This window comes from Arthrobacter sp. LAR12-1-1.1 (assembly GCF_040676555.1).
Classification (GTDB): Bacteria; Actinomycetota; Actinomycetes; order Actinomycetales; family Micrococcaceae; genus Arthrobacter.
Genome location: NZ_JBEGIG010000009.1, coordinates 40,994 through 64,052 on the forward strand (window position 1 = coordinate 40,994; position 23,059 = coordinate 64,052).

Consider the following 23,059-nt stretch of genomic DNA (forward strand, 5'->3'; position numbering starts at 1 on the left):
CTAGCGGCGCGCAGATGAGGAGTCCCCGGCTGGGGAGTCACTGACAGAGTGCTCCTCGACCGCCGCCGGGCTGAAGCCGGCCCGATCCACCTTGCGGTGAAAATGCATGCCCGCGAGGCCGCCCAGCACCGCGCCCACCAAAGCCACCAGGGCCACGACAATCGCCGCGATGATGCTCAGGGTGTTCAGCTGGCCCTCGTTGATCGGGATCCGCGGGAAGCTGTTCAGGTTTGCCAGGATGTTGAAGCGCTGCCCGGCGACCAGGCCCAGCACGGCGACCACGATCGCGGCGATCAGGGCCCAGATCCAGACCATGAAGCCTTGCCTGGCGCCGTTGAAGCGGGCCATCCGCCCGGCCACATACCCGCCGCAGTAGTAGGCGATCAGGAGGATCACGAGCAGCACGATGATGCCGGCCAGCCCGACCGTCTGGTTGTTGGAGGCCTGGTCTACGGCATCGTTCACATCGGTGTTGGTGGCCAGTCCGACGGCGGTGCCGCCGGCCGCGACCAACGCGGTGAGCAGCACGGCCGTACCAGTGGCCGCCAGCCAGCCGAAGAATGCCGAGCCGACTTGGATGCCGCCGAACTGTTCCTTCTCGCGGGCCACGACAGTTGCGCGGGTGGGGACCTCTTCGACGACGGTTTCGTGGAGGGGTGCATCGTGATGGTGTGAGTCACGGACGGGGTCGTCGTGGCGGACCGCTGTAACCGGCGCGGCCGTGGCGTCGTCCTGCGTGGTGTGGCGTGTCGTCTTGTCGTCGGGGCCTGCCGTGCTGCTCATGAGGGCTGCTCACTTTCGCTGAATGACCGGGCACCGTAGGGGTGACAGTCTGGCATCCACCTAACCACGGCGGAATCCGGTTAGCAAGGATGCTTACTATCCGTCGTGGGAGGTTCAGCGGTACTTGCGGTGCAGGTCTTCCCGGACCGAGGCGCGCCGGCTGGCGTCCGCGATCCACGGACCGGTCCCTTCGGACTGGTCAAGGACCCCGGCCTCCAGCCAGGCGTAGTCGCCGGCCAGGGTCTTGCGGGCCAGGGCGTGGTCGGCGTCGTCGGTGTTCCGCCACAGCCGGTCGAAATATTCGTCGACGCGAACACGGGCCTGTTCGCAGTAGGCCTCCGCGAGTTCGTAGGCCGAGGCGCCGCGTTCCGGCTGCGTCCGCAGCAGCATCTCGGCGCGGGAACAGCAGGCCGCCATGGCAAACAGCTCCGCACCGATGTCCACGATCCGGCCCAGGAACGCCTGCTTGTGCTCAAGCTTCGCCTGCCAACGGCCCATCCCGTAGAAGGTCTGCCGCGCCAGGCGCCGGGAGGAGCGCTCCACGTAGCGCAGCTGTTTGGCCAGCCGGCCGAAGTCGCTGTAGGACCGCGGATCCATGCCCGCGCCGGCCACGAGTTTGGGCAGCCACTTCGCGTAGAAGCCGGAGGCGCCGACGGCGGCCTTGGCCTTGTCCGACAGCCGGGCGTCCTCCGAGGCGAGGTCTCCCGCGGCCGCCAGGTGCGCGTCCACGGCTTCGCGGGCGATCAGCAACTTCATGATTTCCGAGGACCCCTCGAAGATCCGGTTGATCCTCATGTCGCGGAGCTGCTGTTCCGCGGCAACGGCGCGCTCGCCGCGGGCCTCGAGCGAGTCCGCCGTTTCAAAGCCCCGGCCGCCGCGGATTTGCACGAGTTCGTCCGCGATGAGACAGCTGATCTCCGTGGACCACAGCTTGGCCAGGGCCGCCTCGATCCGGATGTCCTTCTGCCCGGCGTCGGCCATTTCCGCGGAGAGTTCGAACACGGCATCCAGGGCGAAGGCGCTGGCCGCGATGAAGGCGATTTTCTTGCCCACGGCCTCGTGCTGGCCGATCGGCCGACCCCACTGCGTGCGGGCGTTGGACCATTCGCGGGCGATCTTCAGGCTCCACCGGCCCGTGGCGACGCACAGCGCGGGGATTGAGAGCCGGCCCGTGTTGAGTGTGGTGAGGGCGATCTTCAGGCCCTGTCCTTCCCGGCCCAGCCGGTTGGCGGCGGGGACCCGGACCTGATGGAAGCGGGTGACGCCGTTTTCGATCCCGCGGAGCCCCATAAAGGTGTTGCGGTTTTCCACGGTGATGCCGGGGGAGTCCATTTCCACTACGAACGCGCTAATGCCGCCTTTGTGGGCGGTGCCGTCCGCATCGGTGTGCGGCGGCACGAGGGCCATCACCACGACGAGTTCGGCGATGACGCCGTTGGTGGTCCACAGCTTGACGCCGTCCAGGACGTACGACTCGCCGTCGTCGGAGAGGACGGCCGTGCTGCCCATCCGGGCCGGGTCGCTGCCGACGTCAGGCTCGGTCAGCAGGAAGGCGGTGATGGCTCCTGCGGCGCAGCGGGGCAGATATTCCCGCTTCTGGGCCGGGGTGCCGAAGACCTTGACCGGCTCGGGGACGCCGATCGACTGGTGCGCGGAGAACAGGGCGCCGAGGCTTGGGTGAACCGAGCCAAGCAGGGCCAGTGCGCGGCCGTAGTACACGAGGGTGAGGCCCAGCCCGCCGTATTCGCGGGGAATCTTCATTCCGAACGCGCCGAGCTCGGCAAGCCCCTTGAGATAGTCGTCGGGGATCCGGTCATCGCGCTCGATGTCGCGCCCGGACATCGTGCGGCAATAGTCGGTCAGCCGGGCCATGAAGGCTTCGCCGCGTTCGACGTCGTCAGCGGGGGCCTCGGGCCACGGGTGGATCAGGCTCAAATCGAAGCTGCCGAGGTAGAGGCCCTTCGCGAAGCTGGGCTGGTTCCAGCTGGTCTCGCGGGCGGCCTCGGCAATGGCCCGGGCGTCGGCGGCAGTCGCGTCGGGGCCGATGTGGTCCGGCGCCCCGGCGGTCTCCTGCGCCGGGGCGCCGGGTGTAGCAGTGCCTGGTGTTGGAACGTCGGATGCGGTGGCGGGGTCTTCAATGGCGGAGCTCACGGGGCATCTCCTCTAACCGGGTGGCCGGCTTGAGCCCTGGATCCGCCGCGGGTGGAGGACCCTTCAGCTGTCCCGCAATACTACTCGCGGGTAAGTGCCTGTGCTAGGGGAGGCCTGGCCCGGATAGTCGGGCCGGAGGTCCGTGCCGAAGTCGACCTGGAAATCGGCGGGCAACTCCACGGTTGAGGCGTGGTGGACCAGCCGGTCCCAGCCGTGGTTGATGCCGTGGACCAGGCCAACCACCGCGCCGGCCACGAGATACCAGGCGAGCCGGCCCACGCCGACCAGAACCATGGCCGCGAACGCGGACACCATCATGAAGGCGCCGATCATCAGGGCGAACACGAGGGTTCCGATCACCACCATCGTGCCCGTCTCCACTGCGCTTAGGTCGAACTGCATTCTTCCCCCTGCACCATTGCTTCGGTTGAATCAGTAGCCCGAGCGTAGAGTGCCGGAGACGTGCTGAACTAGGGTCCTTTGGACGTTCCCGGCCTCTTGATGCGGGATCGAAATGCTACCCGGGCGTAGGTCACGGCCCGGTCGCGGCAGCCCCACCAGTATCAGGCGTTACGCCGGTTGTTCTTGTCGGGACCCGTCGACGGCTCAGTCGTCGTCGTCGTCGTCGTCGTCGTGTTCCGGGGCGCTCTGGTTCAGGACCTGGAAGTCCGCGCCGAGGGCGACTTCGACCTCGGATCCGTCAGTCAGGCGCACTTCCACCTCATAGCCGGACGCGCCGTCGTCGGCCCGCTCCACTTCGGTGACACTGCCCTGGCCTACCTTCGCCAAGGCGGCGCTGCTTGCCATCGCGCGGTCGGCGTCGGTGAGGGCCGGCCCGTCGGAATCGTCGCCCAACTCAAGGTTTCCAATGCTGACTGCGAGGGCGCTCATGCGCTCGGCCTGGAGATCCCTGCCCTGCTGGGTCGCCGCGACCGCGATTGACGCTCCCCCCAGCACCACCGCTGCAGAGGCTGCCCCCGTGATCCACATCGTTCTCTTCCGCATGGTGGTCTCCTTTCAGCTGGTCATTCAAGTGTGCGCCGACTTCCGGGAGCAGACAACGATGAAATTCGGCCGGAGCCCTGCGTTAACCTTGTAGCTGGCAGTTTTTCGAATCCGCTGCCCCGCAGTACCACCCCAAACCATCCTTGGCAGCTGAAGGAGAGTGCGTGTCCCGCTCCGCCGTGTCATCAGCCGACGCCATCAGCGCCCGGCTCCGGGACCTCGAGCTCCTCACCAAAGGACCTGCCTGGGCGCTGACGCGCTCGGCGCCGTGGGTGATCGCCGTGCTCCAGGCCTCCTTCACCCGCACCCGCGCCCAGCTGCCTCTGGAACAGTTCCACGCCGACGTCGACGCCTTCCTCGAGCAGCTCCGCCGGCAGGCCCCGGGCACGGGAGAGCAGCACAGTGGCTCGGCCAACGGCGCACTTTCCGGAAAGAAATATGCGGACGAGTGGACCCGCAAAAACTTCCTGACCCGCCGGAACCAGTCGGGCCAGATCGTGTACGAAGTCACCGAGCCTGCTGCCCGCGTCCTGGCTTTCCTGGACAGCCTCTCGAGCGAGCGGTCCACCCTGAACGGCTCCCGGCTCGGCACACTGCTCGGCGATGTGGAGAAACTCGCCAACGAGACCAACCCGGACCAGAGCGCACGGATTGAATCCCTCGAAGAGGAGATCGACGAGCGCCGCCAGCTGATGGAGGACATCAGCTCCGGGGACTTCGACGGGCTGCTCGACGACGACGAGGCTGTGGAGGCCGCCGGCAACATCCTCGATCTCGCCGCGAGCCTGCCCGCTGACTACAAGAAAATGCGTGACCGGATCGAAGAGCTCGTGGGGGAGCTGCGGAACCAGATCATCGAGGAATCCCTCAGCAAAGGCGCCACCATGGCCCAGGTGCTCGAGGCCGACAAGCGGCTGCGGCAGAGCCCCGAAGGCCGGACGTTCCGCTCCTTCACCGCGTTCCTGGAGGACCCGCAACAGCAGCTGAGGTTCCGGTCGGCGATCGGCGAGGTGCTGAGCCGGCAGTTCGCGGACGAGCTCAGCCACGACGAACGCGAGACCCTCAAGAACCTCGTGGCCGAACTCCGTAGCCAGCACAGCCAGATCCAGAGGATTTACGGCAAGCTCAGCGAGAGCCTCAACACCTACGTCCAAAGTGACGACTTCCGGCAGTCGGTCCGGCTCCGCAAGGTCCTGCGGGAGGCCGAGCAGGCCATCCGCTCCCTGCCCTACGAGCGCGAACGGCCCGGCCTGGTCCGCGGTCCGGTGTTGTTCAGTGCCGGCTTTGAGTCCCTGGCCATGGTCAAGCTCTTCGACCCGGACGAATTCGCGGCTCCGCCCAAGCTGGCCGATCCCATCGCGTTCTCCGACTCGGACCGTGCGCGCTCGCCCCGGACCGCCAAGGCCAAACCGGAAGCCATCCGCGCCGCGCTCGCAGGGGCCTCAACCCTGACCGAGGCATGGGCGCAGCTCCCGGCCGGGGAACGCCACATCAACTCCATCCGGGCCCTGCTGTCGCAGACCCTGCACGAAGGCGCCGGCTTCGACCGCGGGGCCTGGGGTCCCATCGAATTCGAACAAATCGACGGCACCACCCGCACCGCCTACCTGCCCGTCGTCACGCTCGCGAAGGATTGACCATGACTGAAGAGACCGCGACATTGACCATGACTGAAGAGACCGTGACAGAGACCGTGACAACGGACCTGCAGCCCGCACCAGCGCCAGCGGACAACGACGGCGGCCGCGTCCGGAGCGACTCCTTCACAGTCACCCCCCGGGACACGTTCGTCGACGGCGCCGCCCTCTTCCCGGGCGACACCGGCGTGCTCCCGATGAAAGTCCGGCAGGCGCTCGTGAAGCTGCTCAAGGGCCCGTACATCGACGGCGGCCGCGACGAAAAACTCTGGACCACGCTCCTGGACAACCAGCTGATCCTGCGCAGCCGCCTCTCCGAACTCTTCCTCACGCTGCAGCTGGACCACGAACGTAAGGTCGCCGTCCTGCGCCCCGTAGATCCCGAAGCGATCGGCGGCAGCACCCGTTCCAGCATCCTGCGCCAGCAGCGGGCACTGAGCCGGGTCGAAACCATCGTCCTGCTCCGCCTGCGCCTGCTCCTGGACCGGCACGTCACCGCCCAGACGGACCCCACGATCACGCGCGAGGAAATCGCCGAACTCGTGGCCCACTATCAGCCCACCGGCCAGCAGGACGCCCTGCGCGATGCCGACGTCGTCAACCGCGCCATCACCAAGCTCCTGGCCCGCCAACTCCTCCTCACCACGGGCCTGGACGACGTCTACACCATCTCCAATGCCCTCCCCCTGGCCCTCCCGTTCGAAAACATCGGCGACATCCCGGCCCAAATCGAAGCCCTGGTCGCGGCCAGCACAGACCAGTCAGGAACAGAACCCCTGCTGGAGCTCGACGCCGACACCCCTGCGACTGTGGAGGATGACTCGGACGACGACGCCGATGCCGCCCCCGCCGGTGACCCGACCAGCGACGACGACGCCGATGCCGCCCCGGGAGTGGCATCGGGCCTGTCGGAGCCGGACGGCCTGCTGCTTGCAGCAGAGCCGTCCGGCGAAGGGGCGGGGGCGGCATCGCCGTCGGCGTCCACCGCAACCACGAACGAAGGAGCCAAGTGAGCATCGCAACCATGCTGCCGATGGGCGAGCTCACCAACCCCGGCCAGATGCGCCTGGTCCTCGTCCAGGTGGTCAACTGGGGCACATTCCATGGCGCCCACACAATGCACGTGGACCGCAACGGCACACTGCTGACCGGCAATTCGGGCGTCGGGAAGTCCACGCTGTTCGACGCCATGCTTCGGGTCTTCGACGCCCGTCCCCGCTCCAACGAAGCCGCGGCGCAGCGGGCCGGAGGCGCTGTCGAGGACAAGCGCACCACGTTCACGTACATGCGCGGCAAGGTGGGCGACAAGGCCGTGGGCGAGGGCTCGGCGAGTGCGTTCCAGCGCCCCGGCGCCACCTGGTCCGCCGTCGCGCTCACCTTCGACAACGCCGCCGGCACCCGGGTGACGGTCTCGGCGCTGTTCGACCTGCCCAAGAACGGCACGGAGTCCAGCGTCGGCCGGTACTACGTGATCGACAACAAGCCGCTGGACCTCGCGGCGATCGAGGGCATCGCGGAGAAGCGGTTCACCAAGTCCGCGCTCGACGCGATCTTCCCGGACGCCCAGATCTTCGACGTCCACAAGGCCTTCGCCGAACGCTTCCGCCGGCTTCTCGGCATCAACTCGGATCAGGCCCTCCCGCTGCTGCGCGTCATCCAGGCCGGCAAGGGACTCGGCGGCAGCGTCAACACTTTCTTCCGCGACCAGGTTCTCGATGCCCCCGCCACACTCGCCGCAGCGGACGACGTCGTGGAGGAATTCAGCAACCTCATGTCCATCCGGCAGCGCCTCGAGGACGTCCGGCAGCAGCGTGACCAGCTGGCTCCCGTCCCCGGGCTGAACAAGGAATACGCGCAGGCGCTGCTGGACGCGAACCGGCTGCGGGACCTGTCCGGCGAGGAATTCGAGGCCTATAAGCAGCAGCTCGCTGTCACGGTCCGTGAGAAGACCCTGGCCCGGTTGAAAGAGCTCGCCCAGGCGAAGGCCAGTGACCTTGCCGCCGAACGTGCTGTCCGCGATGGCTTCGCCAAGGAACTGCGCCAGCTGGAGGGGGAGTACAACAACCAGGGCGGCAATGCGATTGCCGCGATAGAGCAGTCCCGGGAGAACGCCCGGGTGGGGCTCAAGCTCCGGCAGGAGGTGGAGGAATCGACCCGCAAGGCGCTGACCGACGCCGGGCTCGAACTCCAGTGGTCGGCCGCCGGCTGGGAACAGGCCCATGAGCACGCCGCGGCACGCTCGGCCGAGCTCCAGGACGATTCCGAGGCGCTCAAGGAACTGCGCTTCGAGGCCTTTGACGGCCACGCCACCAGGAAGCGCGAACTTGCCGCGGCCCAGCAGGAGCTTGTCTCGCTGAAGACGCGCAAGTCGCTGCTGCCGCCGTCGAGCATTGAAAACCGCAGCGCCATTGCGGCCGCCACAGGCGTGCCCGAGGAGCAGATGCCCTTCGGCGGCGAGCTGATCGACCTCGCCGAGGGCCAGGAACAGTGGCGCCCGGCCGCCGAGCGCGCGCTGCGGAGCCTGGCCACCACGCTGCTGGTTCCGGGAGAGCACTTCGCGGCGGTCACCCGGTTCCTCAACGACCACTCCGTGCGCGGTGCGCTGCGTGCCGTGGACGTCTCGCGGACGCTGGCCGGCGGCGCGCTGGCCGTCGAGGACGTGGCCGATGGCGATCTGCTGACCAAGCTCAGTTTCCTCACCGACGCCGGCCCCCACTCGGAGGCGCTTGCGCAGGCCAGTGCCTGGCTCCGCGAACGGATTGCGCTCGACTTCTCCTACCCGTGCGTGGAAGACCCGGACCAGCTCGCCGGCCTGGACAAGGGCCTGAGCCTGGGCGGCGTGGTCAAGCGCAACCGCCACACGGTGGAAAAGGATGACCGCTTCAGGTCACGGCAGGACTACGTCCTCGGGTTCGACAACGCCGCCAAGCTTGAACTCGTGGCGGCCCAGGTGGAGGACCTGCAACAGGAACTGGCCAAGGCTGCCGAACTGGCGCAAACCCGGGAAGAGTCACACCAGGGCATGACCCGGCAGCTCGATGCCCTGCGCCGTGTGGCCGACGACCACCGGCCCTGGGAGCAGGTCTCGGCAGCGGAGGCCGCGGAGGAGCTCGCCCGGATCGAGCAGCGCCTCAAGGATGCCCTCGCCGCACAGGCGGACCTCGAACCGCTGCGTGCCAGCATCGAAGCCGCGCGGCACAAGCACCAGTCCAGCACTGAGGCCGCGGCCGTGCTGCAGAGCGAGTACAAGGCCCTCGATGCGCGCATGACCGCCGCTGATTCGCTGCTCGACGCGGCACGGAACCGGCTGGGGCAGGCGCCGCCGTCGGACGCCGGCGTCGCCGCCCTGGAACCGTACTTCACCGGTTTCGGCGACGTCCTGGAGATGCACGAGCTCGACAACCTCGCCAACCAGGTCCGCACCCGGCTCCTTGCAGAACTGCATGGGGCCGAGTCCCGCGGGCAGGCCACCTCGGAGCGCCTCACCCGGATTTTCGAGGGCTTCGTCCGCGAATGGGGCACGGCGATTTCCGCGGACCACGGCACGTCAATCGGCGCCGCGGGGGAGTTCGAATCCCGTTACCACGCGATTGTCAGCGACGGGCTGCCCGCACAAGAGGCCGAGTTCCGGCAGTTCTTCAACCAGCGGACCCACGAATCCTTTTCCACCCTGCTGCACCTTCTGGACGAGGAGCGCCGCGCCATCACCAGCCGCATCCTGCCGCTGAACGGGATCCTGTCCGAGGTCAACTTCCACGAGGGCAGCTTCCTGGAACTCGACATCAAACAGACGCTGCCGGCGACGGCGAAGCAGTTCAAAGACGCCATTCAGAACGCGCTCAAGGTCCGGCACACCAGGCCGGGCAAGCCGGTCAATGCGGCGTCCGCCGCCGTGTCCGGGGCGGAGACGGACGCCGACGCCGAGCTCACCACCCGCTACAAGTCGCTCGAAACGCTCGTGAAGCGGCTCGGCTCGCAGACTCCCGAGGACCGGCGCTGGCGTGCCGAGGTGCTGGACGTCCGCGGCCATCTGTTCATCCAGTGCAAGGAGCACCGCGACGTGCAGGGTACCGGTGCCCAGGGCGCCGGCCCCAAGGGGGCGGGGAAGGGTGCGAAGAAGACCGAGGTCTACATGCACGCGGACACCGGCTCCATGTCCGGCGGCGAGCGGCAGCGCTTCACCGCGTTCATTATGGCGGCGGCGCTGAGCTACCAGCTGGGCATCGCCGAACAGGGCTTCACTACCTACGGCACCGTGATGATGGACGAAGCCTTCGTGCTCGCCTCCGAGGAATTCGCCGGCGCCGGCATCAAGGCGCTGCACGAGTTCGGCTTCCAGCTGCTGCTGGCCGCGCCGGAGAACGTGATCGACCTCTCCCGGCACCTGGGGTCGGTGACGGAGATCCTGCGGGACAAGCGCACCAACCGCTCCGGCGTCCTGACCGCCCCGGTGATTGCCCCACGTCAAGGCATGGAGGGCTCCTGGCGGTCCGAGGCGAACCCCGTGGACATCGTCCTGCGCTGACACAACCCTCCCCGCGTTGCCTTTTTGGCGGCTGGATCTGGTGCCGCACCACCGATTGAGACAATTACGTTACTCAAACCTTTCCTAATTGCTCAAAGGATAGGCTAGCCTTACTTAGGTTTGCATCACTTACCTAAGGAGTTCCGTGGCTTCCGCCGTCTTCCCCCGTTCCGCCGGCCGCCCGGCCGGCCGCCGCCTCCGCAAGACCGCAGGGCGGGCCGCGGTTCTTCTGGCCGCCGTCGCGCTGACCCTGACCGCCTGCTCCACCGGGCCGGCAAGTTCGACGGCGGCGGACGCCCCCAGCGAGCCGGTCAGCATCGCCTTCCCGGTCAGCATCAAGCACCTCTTCGGCGAGACCACCATCAAGGAACAGCCCAGGCGCGTGGTTACCGTTTCCTGGGTCAACGACGACGTTGCCATCGCCCTCGGAGTGGTTCCCGTTGGCGTCCCCAAGAACGAATGGGGCGGCAACGACAAGGGCTCCACACCGTGGAAGGACGCCGCGCTGGAGAAGCTCGGCGCAGGCTTCGGCTCGGCGAAGGCCCCCGTCCAGTTCTCCGAGGCCGACGGCATCAACTTCACCGAGATCGCCAAGCTCAATCCGGACGTCATCCTCGGCGCCTACTCCGGCCTGACGGAGGAGGACTTCAAGAAGCTCAGCGAAATCGCACCGGTCGTGGCCCAGCCGGAGGTCGCCTATGGCACCTCCTGGCAGGATTCCACCACCATCATCGGGAAGGCCCTCGGCAAGGAAGCCGACGCCGCCAAGCTGGTCTCCGACACCGAGGCCACCATCAAGGACAAGGTCTCCAAGTACCCGCAGATCGCCGGAAAATCCTTCATCTACGGCAACCTGGAGCCGGACAAGAGCGACGGCGTCAACGTCTACACGGCCAACGACAACCGCCCGCGCTTCCTCAGCGAAATTGGCATGAAGCTCGCATCCGTTGTGGAGGACAACTCCAAGGGTTCCAAGGAATTCTTCATCCCGTGGTCCGCCGAAAAGGCCAACGAACTCAACTCGGATATCTTCGTGACCTGGGTGCCGGATGCGGCCACCACCGGCTCCATCAAGGCCGACCCGCTGCTGGGCCAGATCCCGGCCATCAAGAGCGGCGCCCTGGTTGCCGACTCGGACAACACCCTGACGCTGTCCATCTCCGCTTCCTCGCCGCTGAGCCTGCCGTGGTCACTGGATACGTTCCTGCCGCAACTGGCCACCGCAGCGGACAAAGTCACCGCAGCGAAGTAACACCCTCCCCATGACGAACAGTACGACGACGGCGCCCGCCGCCAGTGCGCCCGGCGCACCGCCGGCCCCCACCGGGAAGAAAGCCCCCGCAAAGCAGGCCGCCTGGCTGCTGGCCGCCGTCGTCGTACTTGTTCTGGTTTGTGCAGCGTCGCTGGCTGTCGGGGCCCGCGGGGTTCCCTTCGGGACGGTCTGGCAGGCGCTGACGCAGTTCAACCCCACCGACGGCAACCACGCCGTCATCCACGCCCGCATCCCGCGCACCGTGCTGGGTCTGCTCGCCGGCGGCGCACTCGGGCTGGCGGGCGCGGCCATGCAGGGGGTGGCCCGCAACCCGCTCGCCGACCCCGGCATCATCGGCGTCAACGCCGGCGCCGCCCTCGCCGTGGTCACCGGGATCTACGTCTTCGGCGTTTCGTCCCTGACCGGCTACATCTGGTTCGCGTTCATCGGCTCGGCAGCCGCCGCCATCGTCGTCTATCTGATCGCGTCCATGGGACGCGACGGGGCGACGCCGGTCAAGCTGGCACTGGCCGGCGCGGCCCTGAGTGCGGGGCTGTATTCGCTGATGAACGTCGTCCTGGTCTCCAGCCAGGACACCCTGGACCGGTTCCGTTTCTGGCAGGTCGGCGGGATCGCCGGCCGGGACTGGTCGGTGGTCCTGCCGGGGCTGCCGTTCCTGGCCGCCGGGGCACTGATCGTCCTGTTCACCGGGCGGATCCTGAACAGCCTCGCCCTCGGGGACGACATTGCCCGCGGCCTGGGCCAGCGCGTCGGCCTGGCCCGTGGCGTCACCGCGCTGGGCATTGTGCTGCTTTGCGGTTCGGCCACGGCACTGGCCGGCCCGATCGGATTCGTCGGCCTGGTGGTTCCGCACGCCGTCCGCTTCCTGACCGGCCCGGACTACCGCTGGATCCTGCTCTTCTCGCTGGTCCTGGCGCCCGTGCTGCTCCTGCTCTCGGACGTGGTGGGCCGTGTCATCCTGCTGCCCGGCGAAGTCCCCGCGGGCATCATGACAGCCCTGGTGGGTGCGCCCGTCTTCGTGTGGCTGGTCCGCCGCGGGAAGGGGGCAGGGCTGTGAGCAGGGCAGACCTCGCCAACGTCAGGCACGAGCTGGGAGACAACGCCCCCGCGGAGCGCCAACTGGCAGGCAATGCCCGGTTCATGAGCCGCACGGCCCTCCTCGCCTTCGCCGTCGTGGTGCTCCTCGCCGTCAGCATCCTGCTGGGCAGTTACACCGTCACCATCCCGGACTTCTTCAGGATCCTCACGGCCCACCTCACCGGTGGCGGGAAAATCCCCGGCGCCAGCTTCATCGTGATGGAGAACAAGCTCCCGAGGGCAGTCGTCGGCACCATGATCGGGATTGCCTTCGGGCTCTCGGGCGCCCTGTTCCAGACCATGCTGCGAAACCCGCTGGCCAGTCCCGACGTCATCGGCATCAGCTACGGGGCCAGCGCGGCCGCCGTCACCGCCATCGTCGTCTTCGGGGCCTCCGGCGCCGCCGTCTCCGGGGCGGCGCTGTGCGGGGCCATGGCCGTAGCCGTCCTGATCTACACAATCTCCCGGAGCGGTTCCCTCGGATCAGGCGGCGGCAACCGTGGCAACGCAGCCGGAAGCCGGCTCATCATTGCCGGCATCGGCATCGCCGCGGCACTGAACGCCGTGGTCAATTTCCTGATGACGCGGGCCGACATCCGCACCGCGGCCGAGGCCCTGATCTGGCTGAACGGATCCCTGAACTCCGCCAGCTGGGACCGCGCCGGCGTACTGGGCCTGGCGCTGCTGGCCCTGGTGCCCGCCGTCGCCGTCCTCGCCGGCCCCCTCCGGATCCTGGAACTGGGAGACGACGCCGCCGCCGGACTCGGCATCCGGGTGGGCATCACCCGGCTCGGCGTGGTGGCCGCTGCCGTAGCCCTGGCCGCCGTCGCCACGGCAGCAGCCGGGCCCGTGGCCTTCGTGGCCTTCCTGGCGGGGCCCATCGCGCGCCGCTTCACCGGCAAGTCGAGCCTCCCGGCCGGCGCGTTCGTCGGCGCCCTGATTGTCCTCGCCGCGGACTACTTTGCCGCCAACATCGCCCCCCTGCTGCTGGACGGCACCGTCCTTCCCGTCGGCGTGGTCACAGGCGCGCTCGGTGCACCGTTCCTGCTGTGGCTCCTGGTCACAGCCAACCGAAAGGACGCCTGACATGGCAGTTCTCAACGCCAAGAACCTGACGCTGCAGTACGACCAGCGCCGGGTGGTGGAAGACCTCACGGCGGAGATCCCCGAGGGCAAAGTGACGATGATCGTGGGCGCCAACGCCTGCGGAAAATCCACGCTCCTGCGCGGCCTGTCCAGGCTGCTGAAGCCAGCCCGCGGTACCGTGACCCTCGACGGCAAGGACATTCATTCCCGCCCTGCCAGGGAACTCGCCCGCATCCTCGGCCTGCTCCCGCAGCACCCCACCGCCCCGGACGGCATTCTGGTCCGGGACCTCGTGGGCCGCGGCCGCTACCCGCACCAGGGCTTCTTCCGCAGCTGGAGCGCAGCCGACGATCTAGCCGTGCAGCGGGCGCTCGAAACCACCGAAACGCTGGAACTCTCCGAGCGGAACGTCGACGAACTCTCGGGCGGGCAACGCCAGCGCGTGTGGATCGCGATGGCGCTTGCCCAGGAAACCGAGGTGCTCCTGCTCGACGAGCCCACCACCTACCTGGATCTGGCCCACCAAGTGGAGGTCCTGGACCTGGTCACCGACCTGAACCGGCAGCGCGGCACCACCGTGGCAATCGTCCTGCACGACCTGAACCTGGCGGCCCGGTACGCGGACCACGTGATCGCCATGAAGGCCGGCAGAATCGTGGCCGAGGGCACCGCCGCCGACGTGGTCACCGAGGACCTGGTCCGTGACGTCTTCGGCCTGGACTCGCGGGTGCTGCCCGATCCCATTTCCGGCACGCCGCTGATCATTCCGCTCGGCCGGCACCACACCGATTTCCCACAAGCCGAAACAGCAACCCTGGAGTTGGTCCCATGAGGGCAGTTAGCAGCACTGCAACAAACAGCAGTGCAACGGACGGCACGACAGTAGACCTCAACCAGGCGCGGGCACGCCGCGCGCCTTCGGCGGTCAGGGACCAACCGGCCACCCAGCCGATGACCCTGGCGTTCGACGTGACGGTCGCCGCGGTGCAGCAGCTCAGCCCCAACTTCCGCCGCGTCACCTTCGGCGGGTACTCGCTGCGTGACTTCGGCGTCCACGGGGGAACCCTGGACCTACGCGTGAAACTGATGATCCCGTCCCTCGCCGAGGACGGCACGGCGCTGCCGCTGCCGGTGTTCGCGATGGAGCAGTCCGGCTGGTACCAGGAATGGCTGGCCATGGATCCCGCGATCCGCGGCTCCATGCGCACCTACACCGTGCGGCAGGAACGCCTCGACGCCGTCTACCCGGAGATCGACGTCGACTTCGTGCTGCACTTCGATGCCGCCGGCAACGGCGGACCCGCCGCGAACTGGGCCCTGAACGCCAAGCCGGGGGACGCCCTCACCATCATCGGACCCAACAACCGGGCCGCGCACTGTGTCACGGCGGAGACCTACTCCGGCATCGAATGGCGGCCGGGCCTGGCCCAGCGGGTACTGCTTGCAGGTGACGAGACCGCCGTTCCGGCCATCAGCGCCATCCTGGAAAGCCTTCCGCCGTACATGAGCGGGCACGCGTTCCTTGAAGTCCCCGAGGCCGGCGACTTCCTGGATCTGTTGTCGGACGCGGACATCGAAATCACCTGGCTGGCACGCGGCGCCTCGATTGGCCGCTCACGCCCGCACGGCGAACTCCTGCAGGAAGCCGTCCGCGCCGCTGTTCCCGAACCCGGCTGGGTAGGCATCAAGGCCGCCGCCGGCGGGGCCGGGCCGGAGCCCGATGACGTCAACGTGGACCGGGACATCCTTTGGGAGACCCCCGCCCGGATGGACGCCGCGGCGATCGGAGCCAGCAAAAACCCTGACAAGCCCGCCGGCGCCCTGCCGTTCTACGCCTGGATTGCCGGCGAAGCGGGCACCGTCAAGGAGCTGCGCCGGTACCTTGTGCGGGACGTGGGGATCGACCGGAAGCAGGTTGCGTTCATGGGGTACTGGCGGCAGGGCAAGGCCGAGCTGTAAACCGACGCTCCCGCAGGTTCTGCGGTTCCCACTGCGACGCTCCTGCACTTTTCGCGGTTCCCGCTGCGACGCTCCCGCAAGTTCTTCCGGGCTTCGCCCGCCACCGCTGCTTTGCCGTCGCTTAGACACCTCCTTCGGCCGCGGGCGGCCTCAGTCGGCGATGCGCTCCTTCGCAAAGCACCGGCGTCGGCCTTGCGGTCGGCTCACGTTCGGTGCGCTCCTTTGCAAAGCGGCGATTGCGGTCCTGCGGCCGGCTCACCTTCGGTGCGCCCCGTGTGGGACAAACGACACTCACCATGGCCGCCGCTCGCTGGGCCTATCACCTTGGGTTAACCTTCCCTTTCCCTGTCCGCTTTTTGGGGTGGGTAGTTTGGTTGGGTGGGTTCATTTCCTTTGCATCCGGATCGAGGTGGGCGGCGGGTCTTCGTTGCCTTGGGGGATTCCTTCACCGAGGGCGTGGGGGACTACGATCCGCGGTTCCCGAACGGCGTGCGGGGCTGGGCGGACCGGGTCGCGGAAAAGCTCGCCAAAGCGCAGCCGGGGTGGGAATACGCCAATCTGGCCATCCGCAGCAAACGGCTGCGCCACATCATCACCGAACAGCTCGGTCCCGCCCTGGCCATGGAGCCGACCCTCGTCACCCTGTACGCGGGCGGCAACGACATCCTGGATTTCGGCACGGACATCGGCTCCCTCATGCAGGACTACGAGACCCTGGTGGCTGCGCTCGCCGGCACAGGGGCAACCTTGGTGCTGTTCACCGGCTTCGACGTCAAGGTCTCCGCGCTGCTGGAGCCGCTGAAGAAACGCAACGCCTTCTACAACCGGCGCGTCCGCGAGATCGCCGGCCGCTACGGCGCGGTGCTGGTGGACTACTGGTGCTTCGACGCATTCCATGACCCGCGGATGTGGGATTTGGACCGGCTGCATATGTCCAAGGCAGGCCACAAATACCTCGCCTCACAGGTCCTGGACCACCTCGGCGTGCCCCACAAGATCAAGCCCAAGGAGTGGGAGCCGCAGGTGAAACCGGGCTGGCGGGAGTGGGAACGCCGGCAGCGCCGCTGGGTCCACGACTGGGTGCTGCCCTTGTTTGGACGCAAGCTCCGCGGCGTCACCCTCGGCGACCAGCTCCGGCCGCGCTGGCCCGAACCCGTGAAGGTCCCGCGCAAGGGCGGCCTGAAGAAGCTGCTGCAGAATCAGCGCGACGGCAGCCAGGCGGGCGCCGGGTAGCCGCCAGGGCTCAGCTGTCCAGCAGGTTTTCGTAGCCCGGAGCCACCCTGTTGGCGTGGAACTCCATGACTTCGAAATCAGCCACACCATTGACGTAGAAAGGGTCCTTGGCCAGGGAAGCGTCAAGGCTGGCCCGGTCCGCGTTGGAGAGCAACAGGCCGCCGGTGCGGGGGATTTTGCGCCCAGCGACCATGAAGACACCCTCGTCGAAGGCCGTCTGCAGCCACGTCACGTGCGCCGAAAGATGGAACTCCACAATGTCGTCGGGGACCTTGTATGTCAGGGAGACTACGTACATGCGGCCAGCCTACCGGTAGCAGGCCGCGGACAGGCGGGAACTTTTCTGGAATTCCCCAGCCTGAAGTTGAATCGTCAAGCTTCCAGTCTCCTAGAATGTAGCCATGACCGAACCCCGCTGGCTCAACGCCGACGAACGCCGGGCCTGGCTTGCCCAGCTCAGCATCAACACCATGCTGCCAGCAGCCCTGGACACCCAGCTCCATGCCGCGGGCAAGCTTTCCCTGTTCGACTACAACGTGCTGGCGATGCTCTCCGAGGCCGAGGGGCGCTTCCTGCCCATGAGTGAGCTCGCGGCGCGCACCAGCGCCTCCCTGTCCCGGCTCTCCCATGTGGTCACCAAGCTGCAGAACCGCGGCTGGCTTGAGCGCCGGCCGCACCCCGGCGACGCCCGCGTCACCACGGCGCACCTGACCGAAGCCGGCATGGAGACGATTGTGAAGCTCGCCCCGGGCCACGTGGAGGCCGTCCGGTCGCTGTTCCTCGACGCCTTGAGCCCCCAGGACGTCGCCGACCTGGCCCGGATCGGCGAAAAAATCGTCGGCCGGCTCGACGACGACCACTGGATCCTGCGGGACAGCTAAGCGCGACGCTGACTGCGCCGCCGTCGTGCAATCCCGTCTTTGTTGCTCGCGGCAACTGCTGGCAGACTTGAACCATGGATTTCACGTCCCGCTATGTAGCCCTTGGAGACTCCTTTACGGAAGGCGTCGGCGACGACGACCCCACCCGGCCCAACGGCGTCCGGGGCTGGGCGGACCGGGTGGCAGAGGGGCTCGGCGCTGCCGATCCGGGCTTCGGGTACGCGAACCTTGCCATCCGCGGCAGGAAACTCCGCCAGATCATGGCCGAACAGGTGGATGCCGCCGTCGCACTCCAACCCACCCTGGTCAGCATCTACGCCGGCGCCAACGACATCCTCCGGCCCAAGGTCGACATCGATGACCTGCTGGCCGAGTACGACGCCGGGATCCGCAAGCTCACGGCCACCGGCGCCACTGTGGTGATGTTCACCGGCTTCGACGCACGGGGCTCCAAAATTTTCGGCACCATGCGCGGCCGCACAGCCATCTACAACGAACTGGTTCGCGGCATCGCCGGGGACCACGGCGCCCTGCTGGTCGACTACTGGCGTTTCAGCGAGTACTACGACTGGGGCATGTGGGCCACGGACCGGATGCACATGTCCGCCGCCGGCCACGCGAACATGGCCAAGCGCGTCCTCACGGTCCTGGCCCACGAGCACTCGATAGACGTCCCGCCCATGACTCCGGTACCTGAACTGAGCCGCATGGACGCCATCCGTGCGAATGCCCGATGGGTCCGCGAATTCGCCGGCCCGTGGGTTGTCCGGCGCGTCACCGGCAAGTCGTCCGGCGACGGCCTGGAGCCGAAGTACGGCCAGCTAACCCACCTCTAGAACGGCAACCTAGGCGCGGAATCCCGGCGTTGCGAGCAGTTCCCCGGTCCGGCGGACGGCGAGCACATCGACGTCCCAGCCGTCAGTGGCCCGGTGCAGCATCGCGGTCCCGCCCGCAACGATCGCCGTCGCGAGCACATCGGCCGTGACAATGTCGGCCGCGGCCACGGAGACCTGGGCGAACTCGACTCCGCAGCAGCCCGCAGTCCAGATGTGGTCACCCCGCTCCGCCGAGCCCGACGTCGCAAGGGCCCGCCGGGTGCCTGGCCCGCCCAGTCCGTAGGCGGAAAGCAGCGCCGAGCGGTCCAGCGGATCAACGACGCCGGCCGCCCACGAAGCTCCGCTGTCTGGCACGGGCGAGCCCATCACCAGCACATCACCGCCGGCATTCAGGCACCAATCAGTCATCCCCCGGCTTCGCAGCGCCTCACCGGCCTGCCCGATCGCGTGGCCCTTGATGATCCCGGAAAGGTCCAGCACGCCGTCGGGCCGTTCCGGGGAGAATGAGCCCTCCGTCATGAGCCGCCAGCTGAGCGCCTCGGCGTAGCGATCCCGCATCCCGGCGGATGAGTCCCGAAGAGAAAGCTCCCCGCGGGCTAGCCGGCTGGCCTCCGAATCGGGGCGGTACAGGCTGAAGGTCTCATCCGCGCGGGCAAACACCCGTTCGACGGCGGCAGCTGTGGCGTCGAGTTCGCGCTCCCCGTCCCCCGCTATTCCCGGAACGGCCCCGGCAGGAACGGTCAGGCTGATGACGGTGCCCATGGAGCCAAAGGTCCTGGCCTTCAGGGCAGAGCCGCCCAGCTCAGAGGTTGGCTGCATCGAGGGCCGCCTGCAGGGAGTTCAAGTACGCGTCGGAAGTCACCGTGGCACCGCTGATGGTCTGCACGTCCGCGGATTGGGATTGGAGCACCTCGGCGCGCAGGAGCGGGGCCGCCCGGTTGCTGATTTGCACGGACTTGCGTTCAGCATCGGTCAGCTGGAGCGCCGTGACGTCAGTGATCTTTCCGGCCTGCACGGTGATCTGCACCTGGACGGAGCCGAACCGGGTCTGGACGACTGAGCCGGCGTACGTCCCCACTGCCTTGGCCGAGGCCCCCGTGGTGCCCGAGGCGCCTGTAGTGCCCGCGCCCGACGAGCCGGACGAAGCCGTTGAGTCGTCCGGGCCCAGCGCTTCGGCGCCGGTGGTGCCAGTCGCCGCGCTCGCGACGGAGCTGCTTGTATCGGCTGTGTGGACGCCCGACTGCCAGCCTGCGATGAGGATGCCGGCGGAGGCCAGGGCTGCTGAAACTGCTGCGCGGGTTCTCACCAGTCGAACCTTTCGTAGTGGAGTTGGTCTTCCCGGACGCCGGCGGCGCGGGCGTCCTCAAGCACGCTTTGCGCCCAGGCGGCCGGGCCGCAGACGTAGACATCTGCATCGGCGACGTGCGGGTCAAAACTGGCCAGCCGGTGGCCGGCACGCGCGGAACTCTCCGGCAGCCAGGTCCGGACGCCGGCCGGGCGGGAGCCGGTCAGATGGAAGAGCGTGGCTCCCCGCTGCCGGCAGAGGTCGAGGATTTCCTCGCCCAGGTAGAGCTCGGATTCGCTGTGGCCGCGGAGAATGACAGTGGCGTTCCCGGGCTGGAATGGCGTGCTCTCCAGCAGGGCACGGATCGGGGTAATGCCAATCCCGGCACCGACCATAACCACGTGGTTGCGGCTCCGCGCGGCCGTGCTGAACAGCCCGTACGGACCCTCCAGCGCCACCTTGGTGCCGGGCCTGAGTGACGCGAGCTGGGCCGAACCCGCGCCCAGGTTGCGGACCGTGATCCTCAGCGTCCCTTCGCCGGCGGCGTCGAAACTGACGGGATCGGCGGACAGGCTGAACGGATGCGGGTGCCACCACAATCCGGGAGCCAGGAACCGCCAGATAAAGAACCGGCCACCGCTGCCTGCCAGCTGGTCCAGGCGCAGGCCGGACATCTCGATGCTCACCACTCCGGGGGCCACCCGTACCACCCGCCTGACGGTCAACTGGTGCCTGAACGTTGCTACCAGCGGCTGGGCCACCCGGTAGTAGAGCAGGGCGGCGCCGGTTCCGATGCACAGTGCAAGCCAGTACCAGCGCTGCCAGGTGCCTTCGGCAAAGAGGCCGCCCACACTGAACTGGTGGGGGAGCGCGGTCAGGACCGCCGCGTACGTCAGGAGGTGGACGGCGTACCAGAATTCGTACGGAAACCGCCGTCGGACGGCTACCAGGGAGGTGACGACGACGGCGATGAACAGGAGCATGGAAATGTAGGCCAGCCACATGTCCGGCACGAGGACCCACAGCGCAACCGCCTCGCTGACAGGATCCAGCCCTTCCGCCATGCCGTAGCCGATCGCAATCAGGATCCCGTGCGCGAGCAGCAGGTACAAGGCAGGCTTGCCCAGCTTGCGGTGGAACTCAAGGGCGCGGTCGTGGCCGACTGTGAGGTCGATGAGCGGGATACGGGCCGCCAGAAGCAACATGAGAATCACCAGGTCCATGCCGGCGAGGCCGGCCACAATCCCCAACGCGGTGAAGGAGCCGGCTGGAGTCGAGAAGCCGGCCATGCCGCCGTCGGCCAGCCACAAAGCGATGGCGCCCGCCAAGGACGCCCAGAAAAGAACCGTCAGCAGATCCGCTCTCAGCAACCGCCGCCGGTGCTGCCCCCTGAAAGGGTTCACAGCGCCACGGGAGCTGCGGCGAACCTCGGGACGGCTCGTCAGAAGTTGTGTGTTCATGGACCCAGAATCGCCTCGCTGCCTATCATTTGGCTGTGAAATTGCTTCGTCGGGCATATGACCTAGGAGGGTCCCGGCCCACTGCCCGGGCTGGCCGACGGCTGCTGCCCTATACACCATTCAGTGACGGATTGGTCTTTAATTCGCCGAACTCGTAGACTTGGTAGGCGCTAGGTGGCGCGGAGCGTGCGCAATTGCTCCGGTTGGCAGGACCCGTGAAGAGAAATCGACGGTCTTGGAGGCCGGTAGTTAGGGGCTCAAGTTGCGCGCATTCCTGTATTCGCCCAGCATCCCGGCACTTCGCAATGGCTGTCCAACGGACCGCCATCGCCAGGTGCCCGTGGCCCACAATCTTCGCCGCAGTGAGGAACCAGACGGTTTGCGCCGTCTGCCTGAATCCCGCGGACCCGGTGATTGGGGCGGGAGCCGGATGCGGACGCCGCCCAACGCACGGTCAGCGGGAACTCCGTTAGCCGTTTCATTTATTTTTTGAGGAGAGTCGTCATGGCAGCACACTGCCAGGTGACCGGAGCCGAGCCGGGCTTTGGACACAGCATTTCGCACTCGCACCGTCGCAACAAGCGCCGGTTCGACCCGAACATCCAGAAGAAGCGCTACTGGGTTCCGTCCCTGCGCCGTAATGTCACCCTGCAGGTCTCTGCACGTGGCATCAAGACCATCGACGTACGCGGCATTGACGTAGTCGTCGCCGCCATCCTGGCACGAGGAGTGAAGCTCTAATGGCAAAGGATAAGGACGTACGTCCGATCATCAAGCTGAAGTCGACCGCGGGCACGGGCTACACCTACGTGACGCGCAAGAACCGTCGTAACGACCCGGACCGCCTGGTTCTGAAGAAGTACGACCCCAAAATCCGCCAGCACGTCGAATTCCGAGAGGAGCGCTAAACACATGGCTAAGAAGTCAATGATCGCTAAGAACGAACAGCGTAAAGTCATCGTCGAGCGTTACGCTGCAAAGCGCCTCGAACTGAAGAAGGCTCTGGTTGATCCCAACTCAACCGACGAAGTACGCGAAGCTGCTCGCCTCGGCCTGCAGAAGCTTCCCCGCAACGCCTCTCCGGTACGTCTGCGTAACCGCGACATCATCGATGGCCGTCCCCGCGGTACCTTCCAGAAGTTCGGCATCTCCCGTGTTCGCTTCCGCGACATGGCTCACCGCGGTGAGCTCCCGGGCATCACAAAGTCTTCCTGGTAATTCAGCACTCCTGAAGCCAGTGGCTTGAAGAAGGGCCGGCAACCGTTTGGTTGCCGGCCCTTCTTGCGTTTAACGCCTGATCGCGAATGTCGGGGCGCGAATTCCTGGGTGCCAATCGAGGGCCCGGCCGCCGGGCCTGGCCGCGAGCGGCGGCGGGTGTTCTTTCGGTGGTGCCGGCGGCGGTGTTGTTGGCTGCGGTTGGTGCTGTGGTGATGCAGTGCACAGTTCCGGGTTGGGGCGGCGGGGCGGGTGTTGGGGTGTTTTTGGGTGGTTGTGGCCTGTGGTGGCGGGGTTTTGGGGTGGTGGGGCGGGTGTGTGGGGTGGAGTTGCGGTGGGGCGTGGGTGGGTGTATTGTTTTCTAAGTCGCCGAGAGGGAGACCAGCGGAAAGCTGGGAACCGGAGGCGGCCAATCCCCTAAATTTCAAGACCGGATCTGGTCGGCGTTTTGTGCGCTCCGGGTTCGGGATGGGGCGGGTCGGATGGTTTGCGGGTCGCGGAAACGCTGATTTGCAAAGTGTTCCGGACTCGGGTAAGTTTGAAAAGTTGCTCCGGAGCGATCCTCGACCGAAATGTGGTTGTGGTGGTGCCGGGTGTGTCTGTTGTTTGAGAACTCAATAGTGTGCCAAGTTTGTTGATACCAATTTATTGTA

Annotated in this window: 22 protein-coding genes; 14 read left to right on the forward strand and 8 right to left on the reverse strand. The window is 67.2% G+C overall.

Features of this window, described 5'->3' with window-relative positions; translation table 11 throughout:
- The 4 genes from MRBLAR12_RS07390 to MRBLAR12_RS07405 form a co-directional block, all read right to left on the reverse strand.
- Nucleotides 1-783: a hypothetical protein gene (locus tag MRBLAR12_RS07390; protein WP_229994220.1), complete on the reverse strand. Its 783-nt coding sequence runs from the start codon at nt 781-783 to the stop codon at nt 1-3.
- 114 nt (nt 784-897) lie between these two features.
- Entirely contained in the window at nt 898-2,829 is a 1,932-nt protein-coding gene (locus tag MRBLAR12_RS07395; RefSeq protein ID WP_229994244.1) for an acyl-CoA dehydrogenase family protein, read from the reverse strand.
- Nucleotides 2,830-2,997: 168 nt separating this feature from the next.
- On the reverse strand, nt 2,998-3,336 hold the full coding sequence (locus MRBLAR12_RS07400) for a hypothetical protein (RefSeq protein WP_229994219.1): 339 nt from the start codon (nt 3,334-3,336) through the stop codon (nt 2,998-3,000).
- A 204-nt stretch (nt 3,337-3,540) separates the two neighbouring features.
- Entirely contained in the window at nt 3,541-3,939 is a 399-nt protein-coding gene (locus MRBLAR12_RS07405; protein ID WP_364744818.1) for a hypothetical protein, read from the reverse strand.
- 164 nt (nt 3,940-4,103) lie between these two features.
- On the opposite strand from MRBLAR12_RS07405, the gene MRBLAR12_RS07410 reads away from it, so the two are divergent.
- From MRBLAR12_RS07410 to MRBLAR12_RS07450, 9 genes are all read left to right on the forward strand, one after another.
- Nucleotides 4,104-5,576: a DUF3375 family protein gene (locus tag MRBLAR12_RS07410; protein ID WP_364744821.1), complete on the forward strand. Its 1,473-nt coding sequence runs from the start codon at nt 4,104-4,106 to the stop codon at nt 5,574-5,576.
- A 2-nt stretch (nt 5,577-5,578) separates the two neighbouring features.
- Nucleotides 5,579-6,589 (forward strand): DUF4194 domain-containing protein, encoded by a 1,011-nt coding sequence (locus MRBLAR12_RS07415; RefSeq protein WP_229994216.1) that lies wholly within the window; start codon nt 5,579-5,581, stop codon nt 6,587-6,589.
- A complete protein-coding gene (locus MRBLAR12_RS07420) occupies nt 6,586-10,101 on the forward strand; it encodes an ATP-binding protein (RefSeq protein ID WP_364744824.1) in 3,516 nt (1,171 codons plus the stop codon). Before MRBLAR12_RS07415 ends, MRBLAR12_RS07420 begins: the two co-directional genes overlap by 4 nt.
- 145 nt (nt 10,102-10,246) lie before the next feature.
- Nucleotides 10,247-11,353 (forward strand): iron-siderophore ABC transporter substrate-binding protein, encoded by a 1,107-nt coding sequence (locus MRBLAR12_RS07425; RefSeq protein WP_364744827.1) that lies wholly within the window; start codon nt 10,247-10,249, stop codon nt 11,351-11,353.
- Between the two features lie 10 nt (nt 11,354-11,363).
- Nucleotides 11,364-12,431: a FecCD family ABC transporter permease gene (locus MRBLAR12_RS07430; protein WP_229994213.1), complete on the forward strand. Its 1,068-nt coding sequence runs from the start codon at nt 11,364-11,366 to the stop codon at nt 12,429-12,431.
- Between the two features lie 83 nt (nt 12,432-12,514).
- Nucleotides 12,515-13,537, forward strand: coding sequence for a FecCD family ABC transporter permease (locus MRBLAR12_RS07435; RefSeq protein ID WP_364744848.1), 1,023 nt, complete (start codon nt 12,515-12,517; stop codon nt 13,535-13,537).
- Between the two features lies 1 nt (nt 13,538).
- Nucleotides 13,539-14,369 carry an ABC transporter ATP-binding protein gene (locus tag MRBLAR12_RS07440; RefSeq protein ID WP_229994212.1) on the forward strand — a complete coding sequence of 277 codons (831 nt, stop codon included), beginning with the start codon at nt 13,539-13,541 and terminating at the stop codon, nt 14,367-14,369.
- A 119-nt stretch (nt 14,370-14,488) separates the two neighbouring features.
- Complete coding sequence (locus tag MRBLAR12_RS07445) at nt 14,489-15,496, forward strand: siderophore-interacting protein (protein WP_364744851.1); 1,008 nt, start codon at nt 14,489-14,491, stop codon at nt 15,494-15,496.
- 378 nt (nt 15,497-15,874) lie between these two features.
- On the forward strand, nt 15,875-16,729 hold the full coding sequence (locus MRBLAR12_RS07450) for an SGNH/GDSL hydrolase family protein (protein ID WP_364744831.1): 855 nt from the start codon (nt 15,875-15,877) through the stop codon (nt 16,727-16,729).
- Nucleotides 16,730-16,739: 10 nt separating this feature from the next.
- On the opposite strand, the gene MRBLAR12_RS07455 is transcribed toward MRBLAR12_RS07450, so the two are convergent.
- Nucleotides 16,740-17,027, reverse strand: a complete 288-nt coding sequence (locus MRBLAR12_RS07455) for a YciI family protein (protein ID WP_229996064.1) — start codon at nt 17,025-17,027, stop codon at nt 16,740-16,742.
- Nucleotides 17,028-17,130: 103 nt separating this feature from the next.
- Here MRBLAR12_RS07455 and MRBLAR12_RS07460 point away from each other — a divergent pair, with 103 nt between their 5' ends.
- Complete coding sequence (locus MRBLAR12_RS07460) at nt 17,131-17,610, forward strand: MarR family winged helix-turn-helix transcriptional regulator (RefSeq protein WP_229996065.1); 480 nt, start codon at nt 17,131-17,133, stop codon at nt 17,608-17,610.
- 74 nt (nt 17,611-17,684) lie between these two features.
- Nucleotides 17,685-18,446 carry an SGNH/GDSL hydrolase family protein gene (locus MRBLAR12_RS07465; protein ID WP_364744835.1) on the forward strand — a complete coding sequence of 254 codons (762 nt, stop codon included), beginning with the start codon at nt 17,685-17,687 and terminating at the stop codon, nt 18,444-18,446.
- Nucleotides 18,447-18,455: 9 nt separating this feature from the next.
- Here the strand turns inward: MRBLAR12_RS07465 and MRBLAR12_RS07470 are convergent, their stop codons facing one another.
- The 3 genes from MRBLAR12_RS07470 to MRBLAR12_RS07480 are packed head-to-tail and all read right to left on the reverse strand — an operon-like array spanning nt 18,456 to nt 21,191.
- Complete coding sequence (locus MRBLAR12_RS07470; protein WP_364744854.1) at nt 18,456-19,208, reverse strand: FAD:protein FMN transferase; 753 nt, start codon at nt 19,206-19,208, stop codon at nt 18,456-18,458.
- A gap of 40 nt (nt 19,209-19,248) precedes the next feature.
- Nucleotides 19,249-19,752: an FMN-binding protein gene (locus MRBLAR12_RS07475; RefSeq protein ID WP_364744838.1), complete on the reverse strand. Its 504-nt coding sequence runs from the start codon at nt 19,750-19,752 to the stop codon at nt 19,249-19,251.
- Complete coding sequence (locus tag MRBLAR12_RS07480; RefSeq protein ID WP_364744841.1) at nt 19,749-21,191, reverse strand: ferredoxin reductase family protein; 1,443 nt, start codon at nt 21,189-21,191, stop codon at nt 19,749-19,751. The genes MRBLAR12_RS07475 and MRBLAR12_RS07480 overlap by 4 nt, the downstream gene beginning before the upstream one ends.
- A gap of 504 nt (nt 21,192-21,695) precedes the next feature.
- Here MRBLAR12_RS07480 and rpmB point away from each other — a divergent pair.
- Genes rpmB through rpsN form a run of 3 tightly spaced genes read left to right on the forward strand, consistent with a single transcriptional unit; the run spans nt 21,696 to nt 22,409 of the window.
- Nucleotides 21,696-21,932 (forward strand): 50S ribosomal protein L28, encoded by a 237-nt coding sequence (gene rpmB, locus MRBLAR12_RS07485; RefSeq protein WP_011693744.1) that lies wholly within the window; start codon nt 21,696-21,698, stop codon nt 21,930-21,932.
- Entirely contained in the window at nt 21,932-22,099 is a 168-nt protein-coding gene (gene rpmG, locus MRBLAR12_RS07490; RefSeq protein WP_003798558.1) for a 50S ribosomal protein L33, read from the forward strand. Before rpmB ends, rpmG begins: the two co-directional genes overlap by 1 nt.
- 4 nt (nt 22,100-22,103) lie before the next feature.
- Entirely contained in the window at nt 22,104-22,409 is a 306-nt protein-coding gene (rpsN, locus tag MRBLAR12_RS07495) for a 30S ribosomal protein S14 (protein ID WP_026266887.1), read from the forward strand.
- Nucleotides 22,410-23,059: the final 650 nt, after the last annotated feature.